Annotated in this window: 14 protein-coding genes and 1 riboswitch; of the genes, 5 read left to right on the top strand and 9 right to left on the bottom strand. The window is 67.9% G+C overall.

Going from position 1 to position 15264, the window contains the following annotated elements; all coding sequences use genetic code 11:
* Positions 1 to 101: 101 nt before the first annotated feature.
* Together ACO2Q1_RS09250 and ACO2Q1_RS09245 are read left to right on the top strand one after the other, a co-directional pair.
* Positions 102 to 881, top strand: a complete 780-nt coding sequence (locus tag ACO2Q1_RS09250; RefSeq protein ID WP_423329216.1) for a hypothetical protein — start codon at positions 102 to 104, stop codon at positions 879 to 881.
* A 157-nt stretch (positions 882 to 1038) separates the two neighbouring features.
* A complete protein-coding gene (locus ACO2Q1_RS09245; protein ID WP_423329215.1) occupies positions 1039 to 1818 on the top strand; it encodes a metallophosphoesterase family protein in 780 nt (259 codons plus the stop codon).
* On the opposite strand, the gene ACO2Q1_RS09240 is transcribed toward ACO2Q1_RS09245, so the two are convergent.
* Together ACO2Q1_RS09240 and ACO2Q1_RS09235 are read right to left on the bottom strand one after the other, a co-directional pair.
* Positions 1815 to 2381 carry a TMEM165/GDT1 family protein gene (locus ACO2Q1_RS09240; RefSeq protein ID WP_423329214.1) on the bottom strand — a complete coding sequence of 189 codons (567 nt, stop codon included), beginning with the start codon at positions 2379 to 2381 and terminating at the stop codon, positions 1815 to 1817. The genes ACO2Q1_RS09245 and ACO2Q1_RS09240 overlap by 4 nt on opposite strands.
* 17 nt (positions 2382 to 2398) lie before the next feature.
* A riboswitch (yybP-ykoY riboswitch) is annotated at positions 2399 to 2582 on the bottom strand.
* A gap of 91 nt (positions 2583 to 2673) precedes the next feature.
* A complete protein-coding gene (locus tag ACO2Q1_RS09235; protein WP_423329213.1) occupies positions 2674 to 3462 on the bottom strand; it encodes a phosphatase PAP2 family protein in 789 nt (262 codons plus the stop codon).
* A gap of 303 nt (positions 3463 to 3765) precedes the next feature.
* Between ACO2Q1_RS09235 and ACO2Q1_RS09230 the strand changes: the two genes are divergently transcribed.
* Together ACO2Q1_RS09230 and ACO2Q1_RS09225 are read left to right on the top strand one after the other, a co-directional pair.
* The gene (locus tag ACO2Q1_RS09230; RefSeq protein WP_423329212.1) at positions 3766 to 5661 is read left to right on the top strand and encodes a ribonucleoside-diphosphate reductase subunit alpha; all 1896 of its coding nucleotides are present in this window, start codon (positions 3766 to 3768) and stop codon (positions 5659 to 5661) included.
* 175 nt (positions 5662 to 5836) lie between these two features.
* Entirely contained in the window at positions 5837 to 6913 is a 1077-nt protein-coding gene (locus ACO2Q1_RS09225; RefSeq protein WP_423329211.1) for a lipid A-modifier LpxR family protein, read from the top strand.
* A 19-nt stretch (positions 6914 to 6932) separates the two neighbouring features.
* Here ACO2Q1_RS09225 and arfB read toward each other — a convergent pair whose 3' ends face one another.
* The 7 genes from arfB to cysD form a co-directional block, all read right to left on the bottom strand.
* The gene (gene arfB, locus ACO2Q1_RS09220; protein WP_423329210.1) at positions 6933 to 7343 is read right to left on the bottom strand and encodes an alternative ribosome rescue aminoacyl-tRNA hydrolase ArfB; all 411 of its coding nucleotides are present in this window, start codon (positions 7341 to 7343) and stop codon (positions 6933 to 6935) included.
* The gene (locus ACO2Q1_RS09215) at positions 7340 to 7804 is read right to left on the bottom strand and encodes a YaiI/YqxD family protein (RefSeq protein ID WP_423329209.1); all 465 of its coding nucleotides are present in this window, start codon (positions 7802 to 7804) and stop codon (positions 7340 to 7342) included. Before ACO2Q1_RS09215 ends, arfB begins: the two co-directional genes overlap by 4 nt.
* A 50-nt stretch (positions 7805 to 7854) precedes the next feature.
* The gene (locus tag ACO2Q1_RS09210) at positions 7855 to 9264 is read right to left on the bottom strand and encodes an amidohydrolase family protein (RefSeq protein WP_423329208.1); all 1410 of its coding nucleotides are present in this window, start codon (positions 9262 to 9264) and stop codon (positions 7855 to 7857) included.
* Positions 9264 to 10751 (bottom strand): amidohydrolase, encoded by a 1488-nt coding sequence (locus ACO2Q1_RS09205; protein ID WP_423329207.1) that lies wholly within the window; start codon positions 10749 to 10751, stop codon positions 9264 to 9266. The genes ACO2Q1_RS09210 and ACO2Q1_RS09205 overlap by 1 nt, the downstream gene beginning before the upstream one ends.
* Before the next feature lie 97 nt (positions 10752 to 10848).
* Positions 10849 to 11139, bottom strand: coding sequence for a DUF167 domain-containing protein (locus tag ACO2Q1_RS09200; RefSeq protein WP_423329206.1), 291 nt, complete (start codon positions 11137 to 11139; stop codon positions 10849 to 10851).
* Between the two features lie 3 nt (positions 11140 to 11142).
* Positions 11143 to 13074 carry a sulfate adenylyltransferase subunit CysN gene (cysN, locus tag ACO2Q1_RS09195; protein WP_423329205.1) on the bottom strand — a complete coding sequence of 644 codons (1932 nt, stop codon included), beginning with the start codon at positions 13072 to 13074 and terminating at the stop codon, positions 11143 to 11145.
* Positions 13074 to 13976 (bottom strand): sulfate adenylyltransferase subunit CysD, encoded by a 903-nt coding sequence (gene cysD / locus ACO2Q1_RS09190; RefSeq protein ID WP_423329204.1) that lies wholly within the window; start codon positions 13974 to 13976, stop codon positions 13074 to 13076. The genes cysN and cysD overlap by 1 nt, the downstream gene beginning before the upstream one ends.
* Before the next feature lie 190 nt (positions 13977 to 14166).
* Between cysD and ACO2Q1_RS09185 the strand changes: the two genes are divergently transcribed.
* Positions 14167 to 15261, top strand: a complete 1095-nt coding sequence (locus ACO2Q1_RS09185) for a sulfotransferase family protein (RefSeq protein ID WP_423329203.1) — start codon at positions 14167 to 14169, stop codon at positions 15259 to 15261.
* The last annotated feature ends 3 nt before the right edge of the window (positions 15262 to 15264 follow it).

Below are 15264 nucleotides of genomic sequence, written 5' to 3'. Positions count from 1 at the left end.
GTGCCCTCCCGATAGGGAATTTCCGACGACGTCAGACGATCCGCCGCACGGAACCGGCGGCCCGACCGGCCCGTTCCGTACGGGCTGCACTGCGAGGTTCAATGTCAGACGTCGTCGCCGACCCCTGCTTCCATCCGCCGGAAGAGGCGGTGTCCTTCTATGAGGAAAGCCTCAGGCTTCTGAAGGAAAGCGGCGTCCCCTTCCTGCTGTCGGGCACATACGCGGTGACGGCCTATACGGGCATCCGCCGACCGACCAAGGATCTGGATGTCTTCTGCAAACCCGGCGACTACCCGCGCATCCTCGCCTTCTTCCAGGCCCACGGCTATCGCACGGACGTCGAGGATGAACGCTGGATCGCCAAGGTCTGGAAGGACGAGCGCCATTTCTTCGATGTGATCTTCGCCATGTCCAACGGCGTCATCGCCGTCAACGACAGCTGGTTCGGCGGCGACGTCATCGAAGTGTATGGCCACGAGGTCGGCATCACCCCGCCGACCGCCCTGATCCTGTCCAAGGTCTTCATTCAGGACCGCTATCGCTATGACGGCGCCGATGTGAACCACATCATCCTGAAGCAGTCGGACGCCATCGACTGGAAGAGCTTGCTTGATCAGATGGACCTCTACTGGGAGGTGCTCCTGGCGCATCTGGTCAATTTCCGCTTCGCCTATCCGACGGAGCGGGGCCGGGTTCCGGCTTGGCTGATGCATGAGCTTTCGGAACGGCTGCGGGCCCAGGTCGACCTGCCGGCGCCGCGGGTGAAGGTGTGTCGCGGGCGGTTGTTCAGCGCGCGCGACTATGTCTGCGACGTCGCTGAATGGGGCTTCGGCGATGTGGTGGGCAAGGGGCTGGAGGAACGCCATGACCCCGTCCACTGACGAACCGCGCCCGGCGGGTGTTCCCGGCGGACGCCGCCGGAGCGATCCGCCGGCCTGGTGGAGGGAGGCGCGGCGCGAACCTGAGTCGTGGGGGCCGCGACGTCCGCCACCGGCCATGCCGCAGCAGCCCCCCCACGCTCGCCTGGGAGACATTTGAATGTCCGCCTCGCCTCGCGGAGAAGACGGCCAGACCCCGCAGCCGGGGATGGAGGCCGGCCCCCGGAAGGCCATGCGCGTCGCCGCTGTGGGCGACCTGCATGTCGGCGAGACCACGCGCGGCGCGTTTCGTGACCTGTTCGAGCGCGTGGGCGACGACGCCGATGTCCTGTGCCTGTGCGGTGACCTGACCAACTACGGCAAGACGCCGGAGGTGGAGAACCTGCTTTCGGATTTGAAGGCCTGTCGTATCCCGATGGTCGGGGTGCTGGGCAATCACGAGCACGAGTGCGGGCAACCGGACGAGGTCAGCCGGATGCTGACCGACGCGGGCGTGAAGATGCTGGACGGCCGCGCGCATGAGATCGACGGCGTCGGCTTCGCCGGCGGCAAAGGCTTCGTCGGGGGGTTCGGTCGGTACATGCTCTCGTCCTTCGGCGAGGGCCCGATCAAGACCTTCGTCCAGGCGGCGGTCGAGGACGCCAACCTGATCGAGAACTCGATCCGCATGTTGCGGACAGAGCGGTCGGTGGTGCTGCTGCACTATTCGCCGGTGGTCGATACGGTGGTCGGCGAGCCGCCGGAGATCCACGCCTTCCTCGGCTCATCCCGGCTGGCGGAGACCATAGACCGCTATGACAACGTCAGTCTGGTGGTGCACGGTCACGCCCATCGCGGCGCGCCGGAAGGGCGAACCAATCGGGGCACGCCGGTCTATAATGTGGCCCTGCCCGTGCTGAAAACGCTGGGCGACACGCCTTACCGGGTGTTCGAGGTCTAACCCGCCAGCAGCACCCAGACGCCGGTCGCCGCAAAAGCCGCCGCCGCCGCCCAGCGGATATATTTGAGCGGAAACTTCCCGGCCGCCGTCTCGCCGAGCAACACGGCCGGGCCGTTGACCAGCATCATGCCCAGCGTGGACCCTGCGACGACCAGGAGCAAGTTCTCGAACCGCACGGCCAGGCCCGCCGTCGCGATCTGGGTCTTGTCGCCCATCTCGACCAGAAAGAAGGCGGCGGTCGTCGTCCAGAACACCCCCCAGGCCGTCTTGATGGTGGTCTGGGGCGCGTCGTCATCGAGCGTGTCGGGAATCAGGGCCCAGAGCGCAAACCCGAGGAAGGCCAGGCCGACCACCCACTTCATCCACGGGCCGCCCAGATACTGGGCCGCCAGGGTGCCCGCCAGGGCGGCGAAGGCGTGATTGGCCAGGGTCGCGACAAGGATGCCGAGGATGATCGGCATGGGCCTTCGCCAGGCCGCCGCCAGGGCGATGGCCAGCAGCATGGTCTTGTCGCCGATCTCCGCGATGGCGACGAGACCGGTCGAGACGAGGAAAGCTTCCACCAGACATTCAACTCGCGGGGGCCTCGGCGGACAGACCAGAGACGTTCGCAGCCGGGCCCCGCGCAAGGTCCCTGCGAACGTCAGCGGTCTTGCCGAGATCCTGAAGACAGAACCGTCCCGCGCCATCCTCTCCGGGAGAGGAAGTCTGTTGACGCGGGTCTCGCTGAACGCTGCGAGCGGCTACTCCCCGATGACGAACGAGGCCTTACGCGGCGCCGCAACATGACGGCAAGTGCGAACGATTCCCAACATGGTCAGGGTTCAGCCGAGGCTGAAAGGCCGTCCGAACACATCATTTCGACACACTGGCGGAAACTTCCGGCGCATCGGCGTCCGCCTCGTCCTGAAGGGCCGCATGGGCGCGGCGCTGGCGGCGCGCCACGGCCCAGGAGACCAGCCAGAGCGTCATGGCCCAGGCGGCGCCGACGCTCCAGCCGGCGAAGACGTCCGACGCCCAATGGGCGCCCAGATAGATACGGGTCAGGCCGACGATCATGGTCAGGAGCACTCCGACGCCGAGCGCATAGGCCTTCAGCCGCCGCTGCGAGAAGGCCCGCGTCAGCATCACCCCCAGCGTCAGATAGAAGACGGCCGACAGCAGGGCGTGGCCGGAGGGGAAGCTGGCGTTGATCGTCTCCACCGCCTGATAGACAGCGGGCGGGCGCTCGCGTTCGAACGTCGCCTTCAGGCCTTCGCTGAGCATGACGCCGCCCGCCAGTCCCACAACCAGTAGCAGGGCCGACAACCGCTTGCGTTGCAGGATCAGGAAGATCACCGCCACCAGGGCGAACAGGCCCAGCACCGCCACCCCGCCCAGGGCGGTGAGGTCAGCCGCCGCCTCATGAAGCCACCATGGCCCCCAGGGCCGCCCCGGATCGTCGACGAACGGGCGCAGCGCCATCAGCACCGCGCCGTCGAACACCTGGCCGTCGGCCTCGGTCATGTCGTCGGCCAGTTCGATGAAACTCAGGACGCCCAGAGCCACGATCATCAGGGCGGCCAGGGCGGCGATCTCGCCGCGCGCGGCCCTGAAGACCCGAGCGGCCAGTGTAGGCTTGGGATTCTGGATAGTTTCGTTCATGGGCGGCCAACGGCCAAGCTGGCGGCCGCGTTCCCGCCTGCGACGATTCACGCCATCGTGATCGCCCGCCAGGCGAGTCCCAGCGGCGCCGTCACACCCCTGACATGGCGTCGTTACGGGATTCACCCACAGGCCTGTCCCCGGTTCCGGAAGTGATTCGGCCACATTGTGATCGTCAAGTCCGTTGACCTCTCATCAACCATCTGCGCCCTATATCTGGACCGAGGGGGCGGTTCGGCCACAAGATGATGTGGTCGCCCTCACACGGCGCATTCAGACTTTTTTGTTCAGGACGAAGACGACATGGCCGGTCTAGAGGCGCTCAAAACCACGGATTTCGCTTCGCTTTCCGGCGACGCGCGGGAGGAGGCCCATGCCCGCCCGCAACTGTCCGTGGTGCGGTCCCTGGAGCTGGATCGCAGCCGCGACGACCTGCTGACCGACTTCGGCAAGAAGACGCTGGAGGATCGCTATCTGCTGCCCGGCGAGTCGTATCAGGACATGTTCGCGCGCGTCGCCACGGCCTTCGCCGACGACCACGACCATGCGCAGCGCGTTTATGACTATATGTCGAAACTGTGGTTCATGCCTTCGACGCCGGTGCTGTCGAACGGCGGCGCGGACCGGGGCCTGCCGATCTCCTGCTTCCTGAACGCGGTGGGTGATTCGCTGGACGGCATCCAGAACGTCTGGAACGAGAACGTCGCCCTGGCCTCCAACGGCGGCGGCATCGGCACCTACTGGGGCGGCGTCCGTTCGATCGGCGAGAAGGTCAAGGGCGCGGGCCAGACCTCGGGCATCATCCCCTTCATCCGCGTGATGGACAGCCTGACCCTGGCGATTTCGCAAGGGTCGCTGCGTCGCGGCTCGGCGGCCGTCTATCTGGACGTCTATCACCCCGAGATCGAGGAGTTCCTCGAGATCCGCAAGACCTCGGGCGACTTCAACCGCAAGTCCCTGAACCTGCACCACGGCATCAACATCACCGACGAGTTCATGGAGGCGGTGAAGGCCGGCGCGACCTTCCAGCTGAAGTCCCCCAAGACCGGCGAAGTCAGGAAGACCGTCGCGGCTCGCGACCTGTGGACCAAGATTCTCGAAATCCGCATGCAGACGGGCGAGCCCTATCTGATCTTCTCCGACACGGTGAACCGGCAGATGCCGCAGCATCAGCGCGACCTGGGTCTGTCGGTCAAACAGTCGAACCTGTGCTCGGAGATCATGCTGCACACGGGCCGGGACCACCTGGGCATCGACCGCACGGCGGTCTGCTGCCTGTCGTCGGTCAACGCCGAGAAGTTCCTGGAATGGCGCGAGGACCCGCGCTTCATCGAGGACCTGATGCGGTTCCTGGACAATGTGCTGGAGGATTTCATCACCCGCGCCCCGCCGGCGATGAAGGCGGCCGTCTATTCGGCGAAGCGCGAACGTTCGGTGGGCCTGGGCCTGATGGGCTTCCACTCCTTCCTGCAGATGCAGGGCGTGGCCTTTGAGTCCGCCATGGCCAAGAGCTGGAACATGCGTCTGTTCAAGCACCTGCGCCGCGAGGCCGACAAGGCCAGCCGCCTGCTGGCCGAGGAGAAGGGCCCCTGCGAGGACGCGGCCGAGCGCGGCGTGATGGAGCGGTTCAGCCACAAGCTGGCCATCGCCCCGACCGCCTCGATCTCGATCATCTGCGGCGGGACCAGCGCGGGCATCGAGCCGATCCCGGCCAACATCTACACCCACAAGACCCTGTCGGGCTCCTTCGCCGTCAAGAACCCCTTCCTGGAGGAACTGCTCCAGCTCAAGGGCATGAACACCGATGAGACCTGGAACTCCATCCTCGAGCACGAAGGATCGGTCCAGCACCTCGAGGGCCTGAACGACGACGAGAAGTCGATCTTCAAGACCGCCTTCGAGCTGGATCAACGCTGGGTGATCGAACTGGCCGCCGACCGCTCGCCGGAAATCTGCCAGGCCCAGTCGGTCAATCTCTTCATCCCCGGCGACGTCAACAAGTGGGACCTGCACATGCTGCACTGGTCGGCCTGGGAGCGGGGCGTGAAGTCCCTCTACTATCTGCGCTCCAAGTCGGTGCAGCGCGCCGCTTTCGCCGGCGCCGAGGGCAAGGCTGCGGACGAGGAGAAGGACCCGAACCAGCCCGACCTCTTCTCCATCGCCCGCACCGACTACGACGAGTGCCTGGCCTGCCAGTGAGGCGGCGACCCTCGTCAGGAGAAATTGCGGCCCGGACGTTCGCGTCCGGGCCGTTTTCGTTATCCGGAACCCACAGGGTCTCCACGCATTCGAAATGCGACCAGAAATTGTCCTTGGCGTTCGAGGCCGTTCCGAGTCACGGTGGCAGGGACTGAAACGGACTGGGAAGGGACCGTTGAAGCAAAGGGACGGACATGTGCGGGACGGACGGCGCCTTCTGGCGATGCTGATCCTTTGCGCCGCCGCCGGATCGGCGGCCGGCGCCGCGTCCGCCCAGTCGCGGGATACGACCTCTCCCGCCCCCTTCACGCCGGAATGGGCCCGCGCCCAGGAGCTATCCGCCATAGCCGCCCGTCGGGCGTCCCCGGCGCCCGAGACGCCGCGACCGCAAGCCGCCGCGCCGGCCCGACAGACGGCCGGCGCCCGCAACGCCACCTCACGCCTGAACGGCGCCGCGCCGGCTCCAGCGCCGCTGGCGGCCGGGCCCGCCCTCTATGACGCCCGTCCAACGGCCACGACCTATGCGGTCGCCGAAGAACCCCGGGCGGCGTTCGGACCGCGCGTGGACTTTCTCGACGACGCCCGACCGGCGGAGCGTTTCGAGGGCCGACGCCTCGGCGAGATCGCGGCGATCGAGCGGCGCGACATCTGGCGCGAAGGCGACGGCCACAGTGATCGGCTGCGCCTCACGACCCGTGGCGGCCTGCGCCGCGCCGACGGCGCGCCTGTCCTCCCCACGGCCCTCGATTCCGCGGCGTTCGAGGTCGACAGCTATGACGTCAGCTACACCCGGGGCTGGGAGGCCGCGCGCGGCTATACCGCCTCCGGCCTTGAGGTCACCCTGACGCCCCACGCCGGGGTCGGGGTCGGCGACAGCGGCGGCACGGCCGAGGCCGGGGCGACTCTGCGGATCGGATCGGGCATGGACAATGTGGCGCCCAAGGGGTCCGAGCGTTTCGGCGATCGCGCCAGGTGGTACGTCTATGCCGCCGGCTCCGGCCGGGCGGTCGGCTATAACTTCGCCCGCACCCGCGACGGCGACTACGCCCGGTCCGGCATGAGCCACGATTCCGGATCCTTCCTCGGCGACGCCTCGATCGGCGTGGCCTATCGCAAGGGGGACATGCAGGGCTCGTTCGGCGTGGTCTATCGCGAAATCGAGGCCGAGGGCCTGCGGGGCGGCGAAGGGTTCGATCGCGACGTGTCCGAGGGTCTCGTGGCCTTCCAGCTGTCGATCAAGCCGGACCGCTGACCCTCAATTCAATGCGTCCTCAATCCAGGGACGGCTTTCCCCGGCCGCTCTTGATATCGCCGCGTTTCGACTTGCCCTGCAACCGCCGCTCCTTGGAGGCGCGCGTGGGCTTTGTCGCGATGCGACGCGCCTGAACCATCGAGGCCTGATCGATCAGTTCCTGAAGCCGGGCCATGGCGTCGGCGCGGTTGCGCTCCTGGGTGCGGAACCGCACGGCGGTGATGACGATGACCCCGTCCAGCGTCAGGCGCGCCCCGGCCAGTTTCATCAGACGCTCGCGCACGCGCTCGGTCAGAGACGGCGAGTTGCGGACATCGAACCGCATCTGCACCGCCGTGGCGACCTTGTTGACGTTCTGCCCGCCGGGTCCGCCCGCGCGGTAGAACCGGAACTCCAGTTCGGATTCCAGGGTCTCGACGCGGACGGTCATCCCGCCAAGGCCTTCCTGGCGCGCACAACGGCGGCGTCCAGCGACTGGAGGAACCGGGATCGATCGGCGTTGGAAAATGGGGGTGGGCCGGAGGTCTGAAGGCCCATGGAGCGCAGGTGCTCCCCCACCATCCGCCCGGCGAGGGCTGAGCCGATAGAGTCCGGGCTGAACGCCTGTCCATTGGACTTCAGCGCCTGGGCGCCCGACTTCAGGCAGCGGTCGGCCAGTGGGACGTCGGAGGTGATGACCACGTCGCCCTTCCCCGCACGTTCGGCGATCCAGTCGTCAGCGACATCCGGTCCGGCGTCGACCACCACCTGCTCGATAAAGGCGTCGCGGCGCGTGTTGATCCAGCCGTTGGAGACCACGAACACCTTCAGCCCATAGCGTTCGGCCACACGGTAGACCTCGTCCTTCACCGGACAGGCGTCGGCGTCGATGAAGATGCGGGGCGCGGTCATCCTGCCCTCATACATCTCCCTCCCCGCTGGGGGGAGGGAGATGGACATTCCTACTGCGGATAGGCCACGGGCCGCACGCTCTCGCCCCCGCTCAGATAGCGGTCGCGCAGTTCGGTCTGGCGGCTGGTCAGGGGCTGTTCCTTGCCGTCGATGAAGATGGCGGTCGGCCGGCTGAGCGGCTCCAGCGGATCGCCGGTCCAGACCACGACATCCGCGGCGGCGCCCGGCGCCAACTGTCCATACTGACCGTCGGCGCCGAAGATCCGCGCCGGATTGACGGTCAGGGCCGCGATGGCCGCCTCATAGGGCAGGCCGTGCGACACGGCGTTGCCGGCGTTGTAGCGAGCCTCGCGGGCGCGGTGGACCGAACCCTCATTGCCCTTGATGGCGATGACCACCCCGGCGGCGTTGAGGGCGGCCGCGTTCTCCATCCGGGCGGCGCGACGCTGGAAGTCGCCGGGCAGGTTGGCGATGGCGTTGACCAGAACCGGAACCCGGGCGGCCGCGATCTGATCGGCGACCAGCCAGCCTTCCTCGGCGCCGTCCAGAATGACCTTCAAGCCTTCCTCACGGGCCAGGCGCAGCACCTGCTGGATGTCCGCCGCGCGGTGCACGGTGACGATGAGGGGCATGCGGCCCTCGACCACCGGGATCAGGGCTTCCAGATCCGCCCGCGAGACGCTGAGACCGCGCAGGGCCGCGCGGTCATAGGCCGCCTTGTTGCGAGCGTAGAGACGCACCTCGGCCAGGGTTTCCTTGAACTGAACGAACTGGGCGCCCCGGGCGCCCCCGGCGATCCCCGCCCCGGCCTCGCCGAAGGGGGCGACCATGGCCACGCGCGGCTTGACCAGGATGTCGGTTCCCTGACCCAGATGGACCACGGCCGCCTGACCGGCGAACAGGCCCGGCGACTGCAGGCCGCCGCCGCCGATGCCCGCGAAGTCGTGGGCGCCGTGGTCGCCATCGTCCTGGTGGCTGGAGAAGCCGCCGCCGCCGCCGGCATGAGCCGGCACGACGACTGCGCGCGTGATGCCGCCCAGACGCGCCACCGGCAGGGTGAAGGACCAGGGGTCCAGACCGTAGGAGACATCGAACGAAGCGCCGATGCTGTTGGAGCCGTTGGCCAGGTCGCTGGAGCCGCCGACCGAGGACACTTCCTGGGCGCCCAGGCCGGCGTCGACCGCGACGATGCCCGGAGACACCGTCTTGCCGCGCGCATCGATGACGCGGGCTCCCGCCGGCGCAGCGCCGGTTCCGACTGAGACGACACGACCGTCGCGGATGACCACCGTGCCGTTCTCGATGACGGAGGTTCCGGTCAGCACCTTGCCGCCGGTGATCGCCACAAAGTCGATCTGGCCTACCGCGCTTCGCGCTGCTTGAAGGCCGTCCTGCGCGAAGGCGGGAAAGGCGGAAAGGGAAAGGGCGGCCGCAGCCGCGAGAAGGACTTTGCGCGACATCAGCGGGCTCCCTCGTTCACGCCGGCAGCGGCCAGGCCGAAGCCCGGCTGGCCCAGTTCGAAATCGGACGTCGGTTGATAGGCGGGATCAAACCGGTCGAAGGCCTTGGCTCCGTCGATGAACACCTGATCTGCGCGGGCGTAGACCGACAGCGGATTGGCGCTCCAGATCACGACATCGGCGCGCTTTCCGGCTTCCAGCGAGCCCGTCTCCCTGTCGATGCCGATGGCGCGGGCGGCGTTCAGGGTGAACCAGCCGATCGCCCGCTCCTCCGGGATGTTCAGGCCCGCCTCGCGGCCGGCGGCCAGAGAGACGGCGGCTTCCTGATTCAGGCGCTGGGTCAGCTCGGGATCATCGGAATGGATCACGGCGCAGGAGCCTTCCGGCGCATCCACCAGGGCGGCGTTTCCCTCGATGGCGTCCAGGGCCTCCATCTTGAAGCCCCACCAGCCCGACCACATGGCGGCGCAGACGCCTTCGCGCGCCAGGCGCGGCGCCAATTTGTAGGCCTCGATGGCGTGATGGAAGGTGCGGATGCGGAAATCGAACTCCTTGGCCACATCCAGCATCAGCGCCATTTCATCGGCGCGATAGCAGTGGTTCTGGACCAGGATGGAGCCGTCCAGAACCCCGACCAGGGTCTCAAGCTGCAGGTTGCGGGTCGGGGGCTCGCCGTTGCCGGTGTCGCGCCACTTGTCCCACTTGGCCTTGTAGTCGCGCGCGGCGATGAATCCGGCGCGATAGCCGGCGACATTGCCCATGCCGGTGGCCGGGCTCTGGTTGCGGCCGCCGTAAACCCGGCTGGGGTTCTCGCCGCAGGCCATCTTGAGCAGGTGGGGCGCGCCGGGGAACTTCATCTGCTGGACGCTGATCGCCGGTACGTTGCGCAGGGTCACGCCGCGTCCGCCGAACAGATTGGCCGAACCCGGCAGGATGCCCAGGGTGGTCACCCCGCCGGCCCGCGCGGTGTTGAAGCCGGGGTCCTGGGGCCAGACCGAATGCTCGGCCCAGACCTGGGCGGTGTTGGGGCTGGTCGCCTCGTTGCCGTCGCTCATGCCCGTCACGCCTGGCGACGGATAGACGCCGAGGTGGGAATGGACGTCGATGACGCCCGGGGTCACGTAGCGGCCGCGCGCATCGACGACCTGATAACCGGCCGGCACCGGGGTGTCGGCGCCGCCGACGGCCTGGACCTTTCCGTCGGACACCACGACCACGCCGTTCTCGATCTTGCGTCCCGCGCCGTCGAAGACGGTGGCGCCGACGATGGCCATGTTCTGGCTCGGCAGGGGCCGATAGGTCGAGGGGAAGGGATCGGGATTGGCCGAGGCGTCCAGCCCTGTGGCCAGAACGCGCGGCTTGGGCGTCGTCTCGGCGGCGGCGGACCCTGCCGGTTTACCGGTCCCGGTCGTGGCGCAGGCCCCCAGCGCCATCACGGCGCAGGCCATGGCCGCAAGGCTGACGCCCCGCAGTCGACGGTCGATCATTCTAACCCCTCTCGATTCCCCGAGGGCCGCCGCAGCCGCCCCAGACCCACTTAACGGACGGCATAGAACCGGCTATGCCCCGCCCCGTCAAAGCGTTTCAGCGTTCGGCCATGACGGCGTTCAGCCGGGCCCGGAGCTCGAGGTCATCCACGCCTTGCACCGTCAGCCGCTTGAGCCGCGAGCGATCGCCGCGCGCCAGGGCCACGGACGATTTCGGGAGGCCGGCTGACTCGGCCAGAAAGCGGACGAGGGCGGCGTTCGCCTCCCCCTCGACGGGGCGGGCGCGCAGTCGGATCTGAAGCACTTCGCGTCCCTCTGCATCGCGAGCCCAGCCGTCGACCCGGTCGTGTCGGGCGCCCGGCTGGAGACGAATGAAGAGGTCGGCCACAGATCAGTCGTGCGACGGGGGCGCCAGCCAGCCCCGATCCCGGATCGCGGCCACAATGGCCTCGGCCGCAGCCTCGGGCGAAGTGGCGACGGCGTCGATGACCAGATCAGCCGCCTCGGGACGCTCATAGGGACTGTCGATGCCGGTGAAGTTGGCCAGGCGTCCAGCCCGCGCCTTGGCGTAGAGGCCCTTGGGATCGCGCGCCTCGACCACCGACAGGGGCGCATCGACGAAGACCTCCAGGAAGGCGCCCTCCGCAAACCGATCGCGCGCGGCGCGGCGTTCGGCGCGGAACGGAGATATGAAGGCGGTCAGAACGATCAGCCCCGCCTCGGTCATCAGGTGGGCGACCTCGGTCACGCGCCGGATGTTCTCCACCCGGTCGGCTTCGGAGAAGCCCAGGTCGCGGTTCAGGCCATGCCGCAGGTTGTCGCCGTCCAGAAGGAAGGTGGCGCGCCCTTCGGCGTGCAGGCGTTTCTCGACCAGGTTGGCGATCGTCGACTTGCCTGCGCCCGACAGGCCGGTCAGCCAGATGACCCCGGGCGCCTGGCCCAGGGCGCGCGCGCGGGCCGCCGGCGTCACATCCAGCGCCTGCCAGTGCACATTCTGTGATCGCCGCAGAGCGAAGCGGATCATCCCCGCGCCCAGGGTGCCGGCGGTCTGACGATCCGTCAGGATGAAGCCGCCCATGTCCGGCGCGACCTCATAGGGATCGAACGGGATCGGGCGATCCAGCGACAGGGTGCAGCGACCGATGTCGTTCAGCCCCAGTTCGCGCGCCGCCAGGGGCTGCAGCGTGTCCGGGTCGATGCGATGCTTGATGTCCATGATCTGGGCCAGGACGGTCCGCGTTCCGATTTTCAGCCCATAGGCGCGGCCGGGCAGGAGCGGCGCCTCCGCCATCCAGACCAGGTCGCATTCGAACTGATCCGCGACCTGGGGCGGGTCATCGGCCGTGACGATGACGTCTCCCCGCGCACAGTCGGTCTCGTCCGACAGGGTCAGGGTCACGGACTGGTCGGCGCGGGCCTGATCCAGATCGCCGTCGCGCGTGACGATGCGGGCCACCGTGGTGGTCCGTCCCGACGGCTCGATCCGCACCCGGTCGCCGGGCCGCACCGCACCCGAAACGATCAATCCGGAGAAGCCCCGAAAATCCGCATTCGGACGATTGACCCACTGCACCGGCATGCGGAAGGGCCCATCCAACGCGCCATCTCTATCGATCGGGACGGTCTCCAGCCAGCCGATCAGGCTGGGGCCGTCGAACCAGGGCGTGTTCGCGCTCGACGCGGCGATATTGTCTCCATTCAGTCCCGAGACCGGGACCGCCGTCACCTCCAGGCCGATCCGTTCGGCGAAGGCGCGATAGTCGGCCACGATGGCCTCGAACCGCGCCCGGTCGAACCCGATCAGGTCCATCTTGTTGACCGCCAGCAAAACGCGTTTCACCCCCATCAGGGAGACGATGAAACTGTGCCGCCGCGTCTGGGTCAAAACCCCCTTGCGGGCGTCGATCAGGATGACGGCCGCGTCGGCGGTCGAGGCGCCGGTGGCCATGTTGCGGGTGTATTGCTCATGCCCCGGCGTGTCGGCGGCGATGAAGCCGCGGTGGGCCGTGAAGAAATAGCGATAGGCCACATCGATGGTGATGCCCTGCTCGCGCTCCGCCGCGAGGCCGTCGACCAGCAGGGCGAAGTCCAGCGCCCCGCCCTGGGTGCCGATGCGTTTCGAATCCGCCTCCAGCGTCGCCATCTGGTCGTCGAGAACGCTGCGGGAATCGTAAAGCAGCCGGCCGATCAGGGTCGACTTGCCGTCGTCGACAGAGCCGCAGGTGATGAAGCGCAGCACCTCGCGCGAGGTCTGGTCGGCGATCCAGGCCTGGACGTCATCGACCCCGTCCTGCGGCCGCCACTGGGTTGCGGAAGCGACCATCAGAAATAGCCCTCCTGCTTCTTCTTCTCCATGGAGGCGGACTGGTCGTGGTCGATGGCCCGGCCCTGGCGCTCAGACGTCGGGGTCAACAAGGTTTCGCGGATCAGGTCCGGGACCGTCGCGGCGGTGCTCTCGACCGCCCCCGTCAGCGGATAGCAGCCCAGGGTGCGGAACCGGACCGAGGTCATTTGCGGCGCCTCGCCCGGCTCCAGCGGCATCCGGTCGTCATCGACCATGATCAGCATGGACCCGCGCCGCACCACCGGCCGCTCCGCCGCCAGATAGAGGTCGGCGATCGGAATGTTCTCACGATGGATGTAGAGCCAGATGTCCAGCTCGGTCCAGTTGGACAGGGGGAAGACCCGCAGCGTCTCGCCCTGGGCGCGCCGCACATTGTAGAGCCGCCACAGCTCCGGCCTCTGGGCGCGAGGATCCCAGCGGTGGCCGGGCGAACGGACCGAGACGATCCGCTCCTTGGCGCGGCTCTTTTCCTCGTCACGTCGGGCGCCGCCGAAGGCGACATCATAACCACCTGCGTCCAGCGCCTGTTTCAGGCCTTCAGTCTTCCACAGATCGGTGTGTCGGGCCGACCCGTGGTCGAAGGGATTGATCCCCTCCGCGAGGGCTTCGGGGTTCCGATGCACGATCAGATCGAAGCCGAGTTCGGCCGCCATCCGGTTGCGCATCGCGTACATGGCCCGGAACTTCCAGGTCGTGTCGATATGCAGCAGCGGAAACTGCGGGCGTGACGGCCAGAAGGCCTTGGCCGCCAGATGCAGCAGGACCGAAGAGTCCTTGCCCGCCGAATAGAGCATGACCGGGCGCTCCGCCTCGGCCACGGCCTCGCGCAGGATGTGCAGGCTTTCGGCCTCAAGGCGATCGAGATGGCTGAGCGTGGGCATGCAGGTCCGTCGAGAATTCCCGGCTCTGCCTAGACCAAATTGGGCGCGGATTGAATCAATCCGAACTCAGATTCCGATTCGGCCCAGACACCCCCGGGGGCGAGATCGGCGCGACCGTGGAATTCCGATCGCCAGCGGCTCGACCGAACGAACCGCTTCTGCCGACGGCGGAACATGCTATCTGAGCCCCATGTCGGCCAAGATCGCCTTCGTCGTCCTGGGGATGCACCGCAGCGGCACCTCTTCCGTCGCCGGAACGCTCGCGCGCCTCGGCGCCGCGCGTCCGCGTCACGAGATGGAGGCCGCCGACGACAATCCCCGCGGCTTCTTCGAAAGCCGGCTGATCGGCGAGCTCAACGACCGAATCCTCGAGGCGGGCGGCTCATGGTGGTCGGACTGGCGGCGATTCGACCCCGCTGGGCTGGAGCCTTCAGTGCTCGCGGACTTCCGCGAGGAGATCGCCCAGACCTTGCGTCAGGAGTTCGACGGCGCTCCGACCCTGGTCCTGAAGGACCCCCGGCTATGTCGCCTCGGCGGGGTCTGGAGCGGCGTTCTGGAATCGCTCGGCTATCGCCGCATCGATCTGTTGCCTCTGCGGTCCCCCATGGAGGTGGCGGGGTCATTGCAGGCGCGCAACGGCATGGATGTGGCCCAGGGCCTGGCCCTCTGGCTACGCCACGTGCTCGACGCCGAACGGGATACGCGGGGCGGCGCCCGGCTGCTTTTGCCCTGGAACGATTTCATGCGCGACTGGCGCGGCGCCCTGGCGCCGCTGACGGCGTTGACGGGCGAGCCGCTGGACCTGTCCCGCGCGCCCGAGATCGAATCCTATCTGAGCCTTGGGTTGAGGAATCAGGTCGTTGCGGACGAAACGCTCGCGACCGCGCCTGAAAACCACGCCTGGGCCACCGAGGCCTATGCCTGTCTCGTCTCTGCGGCCCGGGGCGACGGGGAAAAGGCCGCGCTGACGCGTCTCGACCACATCCGCGACCGCTTTGAAACGGCCAGCGATCTGTTCGGCCGTGCGGTCGCGGCGGATCTGCGCCGGGCGCGGGAATCTGAAGGCGTCGGCCCGTCGACGGCGGAACGAGCGGACTATCTCCGGTCGCTGGAGGGGCTGAAGGCGCTGCTGGACATGGAGCGCCAGACGACCGAGGCGATGCGGGTCGAGCGCGACGCCGCTCGCGACGCCGCCGGTTCGGCCGTCGCCGTGGCCGAGGAACGTCGGCGAATCTACGAGGAGCGACTGCGTCGTTCGACCCGGGCGCTGATTCGAAACGGATGACCG

It is taken from the genome of Brevundimonas sp. VNH65 (assembly GCF_049445955.1).
In the GTDB taxonomy this organism is placed as follows: Bacteria; Pseudomonadota; Alphaproteobacteria; order Caulobacterales; family Caulobacteraceae; genus Brevundimonas.
Note: the sequence above shows the minus strand (reverse complement) of the source record. Positions and strands in the feature narration are given on the sequence as shown.